The following is an 11,836-nucleotide window of genomic DNA, read 5'->3' on the forward strand; positions in this document are numbered from 1 at the left end:
ATTACCCGCAGAGGGGCCCGATAAGCCACCCGAGCTGTCGATGACTTCCTGTACCCCCTTGCCCCTCGTACTCGCCGGCCCGATCCTGCGCCGCCTGGAGCCCCAGCGCCTGGCCATCTGGCTCGTCGCCACAGAACCACTGCACCCCCAATTCATCTGCCCGGCAAGCGAAGCCCAGGTCGATTGCCAGGTGGTGCCGATAGGTCGGCACGCCTATATCCACCTGCTGGACATCCACTTCTCCAGCCCCCTGCCGTGCAACCAGCTGCTCGACTACGACCTGCTGATCAATGGCCAAGGTATCGCCGGCTGGGCCCCACACCTGCTCTACCCCGGCACCCTGCGCCCGAGCCTGGTACTGCGTGAGCGCCTCGACCATTTGCTGCACGGTTCCTGCCGCAAGCCGCACCACCCCGCTGCCGATGGTCTGCTGTGTGCTGACCGCCTGCTGCAGGCCTGTACAAGCGCAGAAGATCGTCCCGCCGTACTGCTGATGACCGGCGACCAGGTATACGCCGACGACGTCGCAGGCCCGATGCTGCGTGCCATCCATGGCCTGATCGCGCGCCTGGGCCTGTTCGATGAGCAACTGGAGGGTGCGGTGGTAGCCGACAGCCAGGCGCTGTACCAGCACCCGGCCAGCTACTACCACCGCGCCGACCTGCTGCCGGCGCTGGAACGCAACGACACCCTGCGCGAACGCTTTTTTGGCGGCAAGCGCAAGCCGATATTCTCGTCCAGCAACGCCGACAACCACCTGGTGAGCTTTGCCGAAGTCATGGCCATGTACCTGCTGGTGTGGTCGCCGGTGCCCTGGCAACTGGTGAACCTGGACATGCCCAGTGGGCTCAACGACCAGCACCAGGCTCGTTACCGGCAGGAGCTGCCACTGATCCAGGGGTTTGCCGACAATCTCGGCCCAGTGGCGCGGGTGATGGCCCACCTGCCTTGCCTGATGATTTTCGACGACCACGACATCACCGACGACTGGAACCTTTCGGCACAGTGGGAAGAGACCGCCTACGGCCACCCGTTCTCGCGGCGGATCATCGGCAATGCCCTGCTCGGCTACCTGCTGTGCCAGGCCTGGGGTAATGACCCCGACACCTGCAAGCCTCTGCTCGGGCAATGCCAGGCGCTGACCCGTCACAACCACGATGAGCTCATCGGCGACCTGCTGCGTTTCCAGGGCTGGCAGTTCAGCCTGCCTACCGAGCCACCGTTGCTGGTCCTGGACACCCGTACGCGGCGCTGGCGCAGCGAAAGCAACCTGGCCAAGCCGTCCGGACTGCTTGACTGGGAGGCGCTGAGTGAATTGCAGCAAGCACTGCTCGATCATCCCTCCGCGGTCATCGTGTCGCCTGCGCCGATTTTCGGGGTGAAGCTGATCGAGACGGTGCAGAAGGTGTTCAGCTGGCTGGGCTACCCGCTGCTGGTGGATGCCGAGAACTGGATGGCCCACCGCGGTGCAGCACAGGTCATCCTCAATATCTTCCGCCACTCGCGCACCCCGGGGCACTACGTGGTGCTGTCGGGAGATGTGCATTACTCCTTCGTGTATGAGGTGCTGATTCGCCACCGCCAGCGCAGCCCGCATCTGTGGCAGGTGACCAGTAGCGGGATCAAGAACGAGTTCCCACGGCGCTTGCTGGATGTACTGGACCGGCTCAACCGCTGGTTGTATGCGCCGCGCTCACCACTGAACTGGTTCACCAAGCGCCGGCAGATGGAAGTGGTGCCGCGCACGCCGAGCCATAGCAAGGCGGGGGAACGGTTATGGAATGGCGCGGGGCTGGGGCAGGTGTTTTTTGATGAACAGGGGCGGCCGGCGCGGGTGTATCAGCTGGATGCAGGCGGGAGTGAAGCCACCGAGTTCGTTGGCAAACAATAGGTGAATTGGAGAATCAGCCGCCCATGCTGGCCCTTTCGCGGGCGAACCCGCGGCTAGGCCAGTGCAGGCTAGAGGTCAGCTGCGCTCCAGCGCGCTGACCAGGTCATGAAAGGCTTCACGGTTGGAGTCGTTCAGGCCCATGAGAATCTTGTGCGCCTCCAGCACCTTGGAACGCACGACATCTTCGTTCTGGTCCTGCGACGGCAGGTCGGTCAGGCATTCCGGGCACGGAATCGGCCGATCGACGATGTTGAATACCTGATCGAAGCCCATCGATTGCAACAACCGGGAAATGTCCGGGTTGGTGGTGACGACGGTCGGCAGCAGGCCAACCTTCTGCCGCGACAAGATCGACAGCTTGGCCAGCAGGCCCAGGGTAGTGCTGTCGATGCTCTCGGTTTCGGTGAGGTCGATGACAATCGCCGAGAAGTTCAGCGCAGTGAAAATCTTCTCGATCGTCGCATCCAGCGCCGAACACAACGTCAGACGCACTTCACCGACGAATTTCAGTACGAAGGTACCGCTCTGCTCGGCGAACTGGATTCTACCGGTACTCATTGAAGGTTCCTGCTCAACACCAATAGGGCGATATCATCCGGCATCTCCCCAAGCGTAGCCAATCCAAATCGTTGACGCAGCCCATCCAGGCTGCCACCTGCTGCCTTGACGATCTCCGGCAAGGCGGCTTCTTTATCTTTGAGCGTATCACCCGGCAAAAGGTCCAGAATGCCATCGGACATCAGGCTGAGACTGAACTGGGGTGGCAGCTCCACCACCAAGTCCTGGTAGGTGGCCTCGTCGAACAGCCCAACCGGCAGGCCACGGCCTTCCAGATAGCGGCAATGCTCGGGGGTGTACAGTACCGGCAGCGGCAAATGACCGCCAACGGCGTAGGTCAGCAGGCCAGACTCTTCGTCGATCACCCCGCCAACCATGGTTACATGCTTGCCCAGCTTGCTGTTGATCAGGCCGCGGTTGATGTGGCTGAGCACTTCCGACGGCTTGAACTCGCGCATTCTGCTGCGCTTGAGTTCGAACATGAGGCGCGTGGTCATGAATTTCAACAGCACGGTGACAAAGGCCGACGACGCGCCATGCCCGGAAACATCAGCGAGGTAGAAGGCGATGCGCCGTTCGTCCACGCGGAAGTAATCGACAAAATCACCCGACAGGTACAACGACGGGATGATCTGGTGCTCGAAGGCGAACTCGCCGGCTACCCAGGGGTTTTCCGGCAGCATGTTCATCTGCACCTGGCGACCGGCGGTCTGATCCTCCTGCAACAGGTGCAGGCTGGCCTCCAGCTCACGGTTGGCGGCTTCGAGCTTGTCGCGATAGCGCTGGTTTTCCAGCACCAGGCGCGACCGGTCGAGGGCACGGCGTACCGAATGCTCGAGTACGGCCAGGTCTTCCAGCGGCTTGATCAGGTAGTCAGCGGCGCCCAGGCGCAACGCTTCCACCGCATCACTCATGACGCCGGCACCAGACACCACGATCACCGGTAGCTGCGGCGCACGCTCGCTGACCTGGCGGATCAGTTCGAGGCCGCCCATCTGCGGCATGCGCAGATCGCAGATCACGAGGTCGGGCTGGTGTTCTTCGAAGACCTGAAGGCCCTGCTGGCCATTACCGGCCTGGAGGACGCTGAAGCCACTGTCTTCAAGATAGGCGGCGAGGCTCGCACGGACCACGTCGTCGTCATCAATGATCAGCAGCGTTGCACTGGTTTTCTGCATGTGGGCGAACGGCGCCGATTTAGGTTGGTGCAGCGGTGTCGGCAAGGCAGACGGCCAGCTACGGGAATTCTCTATGGTCACACTCTACTTGAGTTGTAGGACAAGAACACCTGCCCGGCAACTGTCAGAGGTACCTTGTAAGGCGCAGACGGTACTCCCATCCGCCAGGGGTTTCAAGCATGCAACGGTCGACCTCGCCGCTCTTTACAGGGCAAATCACCGGGAGTTATAAGAAAGTTGATCAGCGCAACCCGATGGGAAGGATGCAGCATGCCCCACACGCCCTCCAGTCACAGCGAGAAACGCGATTTCATCCGCATGCGCATAGACACCGAGGTCAGCCTGTTGCACGCAGACCAGGTGATTGCGGCGGTATGCCTGGACCTGTCCAGCGGCGGCATGCAGGTGCAGGCGCAGGCGCGTTTTCAGGTAGGGGACCGGATCGAGGTGCAGATCGACTCCGACCACCCGGCACTGAAGGGGCTGCATGCCAGCACCGAAGTGGTCTGGATTGCCGACCAGCCAGGCGGGCAGCAGAAATTCGGGCTACGGATTCTGGCGATGCATTGAAGCAGGGGCCGCATGCGGCCCCTGATGGATGAATCAGAAGTCGTCTTCGACTTCGCCATCCTTGACCTTGAATTCGCGGTTCTGCAGGTAGGCGTTGCGGATGAAGATGTATTTGTCACCCTGAATCAGCTTTTCGGCCGACAACAGGCTGGCCCGGGTATCGACTATGTCCAGGGCAAAGATCGAGTTACGGGTCGGTACGTGGTCGATGTAGCGGTAGGGCTTGGTGTAGCCGTCCGGGTACTTGGCCACGCCGTCACGCACGGTGCTTGGGCCCAACAACGGAATGACCACGTACGGGCCGCTGGGCACACCCCAGTAGCCCAGGGTCTGGCCGAAGTCCTCGTCATTGCGCTGCAGGCCCATCTTGGTGCCCACATCGAAGAAACCACCCAGGCCGAAGGTGGTGTTGACGATCAGCCGCGCAGTATCCACACCCGCCGCATGGGGCTTGAGCTGCAGCACGTCGTTGGCCAGGTTGGTCACGTCACCCAGGTTGCGGAAGATGTTGTGGATGCCATCTTCGAGGAACTGCGGGGTAACAGCTTGGTAACCCTTGGCCAATGGCTTGAGCGCATAGGTGTCGAGGGTATCGTTGAAGCGGAAGATCGGGCGGTTGACCGCTTCCCAGGGATCTTCCTCGGTGGCAGCCTGGGTGGCTGCCACGGGCGCCAGCAACATGCTGGCGCAGACACAGGCCTGGGTGACTCGTTCGAGCACACTGGCACCGATCCTACGCATAGATGTTTCTCCATCGAAATTCTCGGCCGCAAGCGCAACGGGTCGCGCTGCCGTACGGCGGCAGTATAGAGCCTTGCGGGCTGATAATCAGCTTTACACACGTTTGCTCAATATTTTGTGAACAACTGTTGCACGATTGGCAGTGTCACAGCACCGTAACAATCACCGAATAGCCTGCCGTCTATTTGGGGGAAGTTGCCATGGACGCTGCACCCGCCTTCACTGCTGTGTTGTTCGGCTTGCGTGGCTGCCTGGTGCAGGCCGCCACGGGTGGCGCCCCCTCGCCCGCCCCCGGCGCCCTGGCCACCCTCGCCAGCCTGCGCCAGCGCCAGGTGCCATGCATCTGGCTGGATGACCTGAACAGCACGCAAAGCAAGCGCCTGGCCCATGTGCTGCCAGCCTGGCTGCCCGGCCACTCGGTCAATGGCGTCCGCTGGCCGGCACCAAACGCCTGCTGGCAGGCATTGATGAGCCTTGACAGCGAACGCCTCGATGGCTGCGTGCTGGTCAGCGGCGACCCGAGTCTGCTGCAGTCAGGCCTCAACGCAGGCTTATGGACAGTGGGGCTGGCCGCCTGCAGCCCGTTTTGCGACCGCACTTCCCAGCAATGGCAAGCCCTGAGCCCCCAGGAACAGGACCTTGCCCGTGGCAAGGCGACCCTGGAGCTGTTCAGCCTGGGCGTGCACTCGGTAATCGACCATCTGGAAGCACTGGACACCTGCCTGCAGGACATCGCCCTGCGCCGGCGCAAAGGTGAAAAACCCTGAAACAGCAGCCTTGACGCGGATCATGCAAAGCAACGTCAGGTGGATTACGCTGAACACAGGCCAGAACCTTTGCCGCTTCGCTGAGGTCCATGGCTAGCCAAGCCATTGATGGAGAAATGCCAATGCCTGCCCGCGAATTGCAAGAGCGCCTGAACAGCTTGCGCGAGCAACTGGACCGCAACGTACCGCTTTCGGAAGACGAACTGGCTGCGCTGCACGAAGAAGCGCGCCAGATCGAAGCGCAACTGAAACTCGAGGAAGCCACACCGGACAATAACCTGGTGGATGGCGTGAACCTGGCCATCGAACGCTTCGAGGCCGACCACCCCGACCTCACCGCCACCCTGCGCAGCATTGCCAACTCGCTGCACAGCATGGGGATCTGAGGTGTCCGGTGCCCGCTGCGGGGGCGGGTAACCCCCCCACAGCGGGCCACTGGCACCTTACTGCCGGACCAGCCGCTTGTTCTCCGGGTTGATCGCTCGGGTACTGCGGTACGGGTTGATATCCAGCCCGCCCCGGCGCACATACCGCGCATACACCGTCAGATGCTCCGGCTGCAGCAGGTTTTTCAAGTCCAGGTAAATGCGTTCTACACACTGCTCATGGAAGTCGGCATGCTGGCGGAAGCTGATCAGGTAGGTCAGCAGGCTGGCGTGGTCCAGCGCCCTGCCCTTGTACTCGACCACTACGCTGCCCCAGTCCGGCTGGCCGGTCACCGGGCAGTTGGACTTCAGCAGGTGGCTGTGCAAGGTTTCTTCCACCACTCGCTCCGGGTTGCAGCGCAGCAGCTCTGGCTGCGGGTGCTCGTAGTTGCTGATGGCAACGTCCAGCGCATCGATGCACAGCCCCGGCAAGGCCACCACGCCCTGGGCCTCGACCTCGGCCAAGGTACGCACCTTCACGCTAACCGGCTTGCCGGCGGCGGCAGACAGGTCCTTCTCCAGGCAGCCCTGCAATTCGCCCAGCGACGCGAACACTGTCTGGTTCAGCGAGTTGAGGTACAGCTTGAACGACTTGGACTCGATGATATTCGGCGAGTCGGCCGGGATGGCGAACTCGCCGATCGCCACCACCGGCTTGCCCGACGGCAGCAGCCAGCTGAGTTCGAAGCAGTTCCAGTAATCCACGCCCTGCCACGGCAAGGTCTGGGCAGTGACGCCCAGCTCGGCCCACTTGGCGGTACGCGGGATCGGGAACAGTTGCTCCGGGGAGTAGGTGGCAATGTATTCGCTGGATTTGCCCAGCGGCGAGTGTTCGGCAGCAGGATGCATGGAAACTGACCTAGAGGTTCGAAATTGCCCCTAGTCTACCGGTTTTGCACCCCGCCTTGCAGGGCCAGTCACTCGATGGTCAGCGCCCCGACCATGCCCGCCTGGTAATGCCCCGGCACGTTGCAGGCAAACTCGATGGGTGCCGACTTGCGGAAGCTCCAGGTCAGTTCGGCACGCTGGCCGGGCATGACCAACACGGTATTGCCGCCGCCGTGGCCATGGCCGCCGCCGTGAGCCATCGAGTGGCCGTGGCTCATCATCTGGCTGTGATCCATGCCTTCATGGTTCATGCCCTCGGTGAACATCTTGCCCTGCATGGCGACCATCTCCTTCTGGTGCTCGGCATGCATGGCCTTGTCGCCAAGGTTGAACTCGTGTGGCAGCTTGCCTTCGTTGACCAGCACGAAGCGCACCGTCTCGCCGGCTTTCACCTGCAGGCTTTTGGGCTCGAAGGCAATGTCCTTGAGCACCACATTGACCGTGCGAGTGGCCTTGGCGGCCGGCGCCGGCTCGCCGAAGGCGAAGGGTTGCGCCTCGCCGGCAAAGGTCGGCAGGCTGGCCAAGGCAAGGGTGGCGGCGACGAACAGGCGTTTCATGATGACTCCGGTAATACACAGCAGGATGACGCCACGTTAGTCAGCGGCGACTGGCAGCTACCTGACGGGAAGATTACAACTTTGTCAGCTTGGGCGAGCCGGCACTTCGTCACGTATCATTTCAACATCACTCGGTCCCTGTGGGAGTCAAGCCACCCAATGAAACTGCTGATCGTCGAAGACCAGGCCCGCACCGGCCAGTACCTGAGCCAGGGCCTGAGCGAAGCCGGCTTTGCCACCGAGCTGGCCACCGATGGCGAGACCGGCCAGTTCCTGGCCCTGACCGGCGACCACGACCTGCTGATCCTCGACGTGATGCTGCCCGGCCGAAACGGCTGGCAGATTCTCCAGGCCGTGCGCCAGGCCGGCCTGGACACGCCGGTACTGTTCCTGACCGCCCGCGACGCTGTCGAGGACCGCGTGCACGGCCTGGAACTGGGCGCCGACGATTACCTGGTCAAGCCGTTCGCCTTTTCCGAACTGCTGGCCCGGGTACGCAGCCTGCTACGCCGGGGCTCCAGCCCCAGCCTGGACACCCTCCTGAGCTTGGCCGACCTGCGCCTGGACCTTATCCGCCGCCGCGCCGAACGCGCAGGCAGCCGCATCGACCTGACCGCCAAGGAGTTCGCCCTGCTCGAACTGCTACTGCGCCGCCAGGGCGAAGTGTTGCCAAAATCGCTGATCGCCTCGCAGGTCTGGGACATGAACTTCGACAGCGATACCAACGTGATCGAGGTAGCGATCCGCCGCCTTCGCCTGAAAATCGACGACCCGCACCCCACCAAGCTGATCCACACCGTACGCGGCATGGGCTATGTCATGGAAGAGCGCCCCGAATGATGCGCAGGGTTTCCCTCGGCACTCGTCTGGCACTGCTGTTCGCCGCCTGCACCGCCGCCGTTTCGCTAGGCGCCGGCCTGTTGTTCAGCCAGGCCAGCGAGCAGCACTTCGTCGAACTTGACCAACAACTGCTGGACTCGCGGCTTTCACTGTTGCGCACGCAACTGGCTGGCATTTCCAACCCAACCGAGCTGCAGGTACGCCTCCCCGCCTTACGCGATGAGCTGAGCCACCAGGCTGACCTGGCCGTGCGCATCAGCGGCAACGACGGCACCACCTGGTTCGAAAGCCGCGCTGGGCTGCCACCGGCACCGCTCCGCGCCGGGCTGGCCACCCTGCATGCACACGGCACCGACTACCGCAGCCTGGCCGTACACCTGGCTCAAGGCGCGGCACAGTCGCCGAAGCTGACGTTGTACCTCGACATCACCCACCACCAGCACTTCCTGCAAGGCATGCAACGCCTGATCTGGCTGACTGTCGGCCTTTCAGCGCTGGTCACCGCGCTGCTCGGCGCTTGGGCGGTACGCCGCGGCCTGCGCCCGCTACGGCAGATGGGCCAGGTGGCCGCCAGCGTGTCGGCGCGCTCCCTCACCACACGCCTGCCAGTGGCACAGATGCCCGAGGAGCTGGCCGAGCTGGCCACCAGCATGAATGCCATGCTGCAGCGCCTGGACGATGCCTTCCAGCGCCTGTCGGCGTTTTCCGCCGACATTGCCCACGAACTGCGCACGCCGCTGTCGAACTTGCTGACCCATACCCAGGTCACCCTCACCCGCCCACGTAGCCTCGAGGAGTATCGCGAAGCACTGCATGGCAACCTCGAAGAACTGCAGTGGATGGCGCAGATGATCAACGACATGCTGTTCCTGGCCAAGGCCGACCACGGCTTGCTAGTACCTGGCCAAGCACCTTTGGCGCTGCATGAGGAAGTGGATGCCCTGCTGGAGTACTACGCGCCGCTGGCCGAAGACAGCCATGTCCAAATGCTGCGCGAGGGTGAAGCCGTGTTGCTGGGCGACCGGCATATGCTGCGCCGGGCGCTGTCCAACCTGCTGGATAACGCCCTGCGCTTTACCCCGACGGGCGGGCAAATAAGGGTCACGCTGAAGCCTGGGCCAAGCATCAGCGTGGCCAATACCGGGCCGCCCATCGCGCCAGCTGCTTTGCCGCGGCTGTTCGACCGCTTCTACCGCGTGGACCCTGCGCGGCGCGAAGGCAGTAGCGAGCATGCGGGGTTGGGCTTGGCGATTACCCGCTCGATCGTGCAGGCCCATGGCGGATGCATTCGAGCGGAGTGCGACGGTGGGTGGACCCGATTCATGATCGAGTTCGCTCAAGATCGGTAAAAGTGGGGCTGCCCGGCAGCCCATCGTCGGCAAACCCCACCACAGGGCCGCAAGCCCAGAGCCCGCGCCGTAGCTGTGGTCTACCTCAAACCGCCAGGCCAATCGCCGGCTGCACCTGCGACGCCCGATAAGCCGGGTAAATGGTCGCGAGGAAGCTCATCACCAGCCCTGCCGTGCAGATCATCGCCACATCACCCCACTGCAACTGCGACGGCAAGCTGCTGACGAAGTACACATCCGAAGTGAAGATATGCTGCCCGCTCACCCGCTCCAGCCAGCCGACGATCTGGCTGACATTGAACGCCGCAATCACCCCCAGCACGCCACCAATCAGCGTGCCGACAATACCGATCAAGCTGCCCTGGACCATGAAGGTACCCATGATCTGCGCCGGCGTGGCGCCCAAGGTGCGCAAAATGGCAATGTCCGGCCCCTTGTCGTTCACCACCATCACCAGGGTGGCGATGATGTTGAACGCCGCCACCGCGATGATCATCATCAACAGCAGGCCGATCATGGTCTTTTCCATCTTCATCGCACTGAACAGGCTGCCCTGGGTGTGCGACCAGTCATCGGCGCGGAACGCGTCGCCCAAACCGGCGGCGATAGCCTTGGACACCTGCGGCGCGGCGTACAGGTCGTGCAACTTGAGGCGCACGCCCTGCACCTGGCCTGGCGCCCAGCGCTGCATCTCGGCGGCATCGGCCACATGGATATAGGCCTGCGAACCGTCCAGTTCGGCGCCCACCTTGAAGATACCCACCACTGTCAGGCGCTGCATGCGCGGGGTGATACCACCCGGCTCCTTGCTGATTTCCGGAACGATCAGGGTCAGCTTGTCGCCGGTGTTCAGGCGAAAACGCCGAGCCGTCAGCTCGCCGATGACCACGCCGAACTCACCCGGCTGCAGGTCCTGCAGACGGCCCTGGACGATGTGCTGGCCGACAATCGAAACCTTGCCTTCCTCGGCGGGGTCGATACCGCCCACCTGAATAGGCTGCATCGCGCCCTTGTACGAGAGCATGCCTTCCATCTCGGTAATGGGCGCCGCAGCCATTACCGCCGGGTTCTGCAGGGCCGCGTCAGCCACCTTGTGCCAGTCGTCCAGCGGCTGCACGCCAAGGATGGCGGCGTGCGGCACCAGGCCAAGAATGCGCGAGCTCATTTCACGCTGGAAGCCGTTCATGACCGACAGCACCACGATCATCGCCAGCACGCCCAGCGACAGGCCGATCATCGAGGTCATCGAAATGAACGAAATGAAGTGGTTGCGGCGCTTGGCTCGGGTGTAGCGCGCGCCGATGAAAATGGGCAAGGGTCTGAACATGTACGGAATCACCCAGTAAAAACAGGAAAACGGGGCAGCACGTGCCACCCCGGGCAGTCGATCAGATAGCCACCAGGTGGCCGTCGTCGAGCTTCAATACACGGTCCATCTGCCGCGCCAGGTTCAGGTCGTGGGTGACCACCAGGAACGCCGTGCGCGAGGAACTGGACAGCTCCTGCATCAGCTCCTGGATGCCTTGGGCGGTATGGTGATCGAGGTTGCCGGTCGGCTCGTCGAGCATCACCAGGCCGGGGCGGTTGACCAGTGCCCGGGCAATCGCCACGCGCTGACGCTCGCCGCCGGAAAGCTCGGCCGGCTTGTGATTCAGCCGGTGGCCCAGCCCCACGCGCTTGAGCAGCGCCTGGGCACGCTCACGCGCCTCGGGAATGGGCGTGCGGCCGATCAGCAGGGGCATGCACACGTTCTCGATGGCGGTGAATTCCGGCAGCAGGTGGTGGAACTGGTAGACAAAGCCCAGCTCACGGTTGCGCAGCAGGCCACGGGCACGCTCGCCCAGCGCCGACAGCTCTTCGCCGGCCAGCCAGACACTGCCCTGCGTCGGCCGATCGAGGCCGCCCAGCAGGTTGAGCAAGGTGCTCTTGCCGGAGCCTGAGCTACCGACGATCGCTACGCGCTCACCGGCGTGCAGTTCAAGGTTGAGGCCGGCCAGTACCTGGACCGACTCCGGGCCCTCGTCGTAGGACTTGCCCAGGTTGCGGCAACTCAGAACGGCTTTATCACTCAT

13 protein-coding genes are annotated in these 11,836 nt (G+C 63.0%); 6 read left to right on the top strand and 7 right to left on the bottom strand.

The features are described from left to right. Positions 1-40: 40 nt before the first annotated feature. On the top strand, positions 41-1,891 hold the full coding sequence (locus OO258_RS12795) for an alkaline phosphatase D family protein (protein ID WP_266030830.1): 1,851 nt from the start codon (positions 41-43) through the stop codon (positions 1,889-1,891). A 75-nt stretch (positions 1,892-1,966) separates the two neighbouring features. Here OO258_RS12795 and rssC read toward each other — a convergent pair whose 3' ends face one another. Together rssC and rssB are read right to left on the bottom strand one after the other, a co-directional pair. Then, entirely contained in the window at positions 1,967-2,449 is a 483-nt protein-coding gene (gene rssC / locus OO258_RS12800; protein ID WP_019096598.1) for an anti-sigma factor antagonist RssC, read from the bottom strand. Then, the gene (rssB, locus tag OO258_RS12805; protein ID WP_110748556.1) at positions 2,446-3,627 is read right to left on the bottom strand and encodes a two-component system response regulator RssB; all 1,182 of its coding nucleotides are present in this window, start codon (positions 3,625-3,627) and stop codon (positions 2,446-2,448) included. The genes rssC and rssB overlap by 4 nt, the downstream gene beginning before the upstream one ends. Before the next feature lie 270 nt (positions 3,628-3,897). Here rssB and OO258_RS12810 point away from each other — a divergent pair, with 270 nt between their 5' ends. Further along, positions 3,898-4,197 carry a PilZ domain-containing protein gene (locus OO258_RS12810; protein ID WP_266030831.1) on the top strand — a complete coding sequence of 100 codons (300 nt, stop codon included), beginning with the start codon at positions 3,898-3,900 and terminating at the stop codon, positions 4,195-4,197. Between the two features lie 33 nt (positions 4,198-4,230). Here OO258_RS12810 and OO258_RS12815 read toward each other — a convergent pair whose 3' ends face one another. Then, positions 4,231-4,938 (bottom strand): VacJ family lipoprotein, encoded by a 708-nt coding sequence (locus tag OO258_RS12815; RefSeq protein ID WP_110748563.1) that lies wholly within the window; start codon positions 4,936-4,938, stop codon positions 4,231-4,233. Positions 4,939-5,138: 200 nt separating this feature from the next. Between OO258_RS12815 and OO258_RS12820 the strand changes: the two genes are divergently transcribed. Both OO258_RS12820 and OO258_RS12825 read left to right on the top strand, forming a co-directional pair. After that, the gene (locus OO258_RS12820) at positions 5,139-5,705 is read left to right on the top strand and encodes a phosphonoacetaldehyde phosphonohydrolase-related protein (protein ID WP_266030832.1); all 567 of its coding nucleotides are present in this window, start codon (positions 5,139-5,141) and stop codon (positions 5,703-5,705) included. 122 nt (positions 5,706-5,827) lie between these two features. Beyond that, complete coding sequence (locus tag OO258_RS12825; protein WP_019471256.1) at positions 5,828-6,091, top strand: DUF4404 family protein; 264 nt, start codon at positions 5,828-5,830, stop codon at positions 6,089-6,091. A gap of 57 nt (positions 6,092-6,148) precedes the next feature. Here OO258_RS12825 and queF read toward each other — a convergent pair whose 3' ends face one another. Both queF and OO258_RS12835 read right to left on the bottom strand, forming a co-directional pair. Continuing rightward, on the bottom strand, positions 6,149-6,979 hold the full coding sequence (queF, locus tag OO258_RS12830; RefSeq protein WP_266030833.1) for an NADPH-dependent 7-cyano-7-deazaguanine reductase QueF: 831 nt from the start codon (positions 6,977-6,979) through the stop codon (positions 6,149-6,151). A 68-nt stretch (positions 6,980-7,047) separates the two neighbouring features. Next, positions 7,048-7,575 (bottom strand): cupredoxin domain-containing protein, encoded by a 528-nt coding sequence (locus OO258_RS12835; RefSeq protein WP_266030834.1) that lies wholly within the window; start codon positions 7,573-7,575, stop codon positions 7,048-7,050. A 159-nt stretch (positions 7,576-7,734) separates the two neighbouring features. On the opposite strand from OO258_RS12835, the gene cinR reads away from it, so the two are divergent. Then, positions 7,735-8,415 carry a two-component system response regulator CinR gene (cinR, locus tag OO258_RS12840; RefSeq protein WP_266030836.1) on the top strand — a complete coding sequence of 227 codons (681 nt, stop codon included), beginning with the start codon at positions 7,735-7,737 and terminating at the stop codon, positions 8,413-8,415. Continuing rightward, the gene (locus OO258_RS12845; protein ID WP_266030837.1) at positions 8,412-9,764 is read left to right on the top strand and encodes a heavy metal sensor histidine kinase; all 1,353 of its coding nucleotides are present in this window, start codon (positions 8,412-8,414) and stop codon (positions 9,762-9,764) included. The genes cinR and OO258_RS12845 overlap by 4 nt, the downstream gene beginning before the upstream one ends. A gap of 85 nt (positions 9,765-9,849) precedes the next feature. Here the strand turns inward: OO258_RS12845 and OO258_RS12850 are convergent, their stop codons facing one another. After that, the gene (locus OO258_RS12850; RefSeq protein ID WP_266030838.1) at positions 9,850-11,091 is read right to left on the bottom strand and encodes a lipoprotein-releasing ABC transporter permease subunit; all 1,242 of its coding nucleotides are present in this window, start codon (positions 11,089-11,091) and stop codon (positions 9,850-9,852) included. A 61-nt stretch (positions 11,092-11,152) separates the two neighbouring features. After that, positions 11,153-11,836: a lipoprotein-releasing ABC transporter ATP-binding protein LolD gene (gene lolD, locus OO258_RS12855; RefSeq protein ID WP_266030839.1), complete on the bottom strand. Its 684-nt coding sequence runs from the start codon at positions 11,834-11,836 to the stop codon at positions 11,153-11,155.

The sequence above is a fragment of the Pseudomonas sp. DCB_BI genome (assembly GCF_026240995.1).
Lineage (GTDB): Bacteria > Pseudomonadota > Gammaproteobacteria > Pseudomonadales > Pseudomonadaceae > Aquipseudomonas.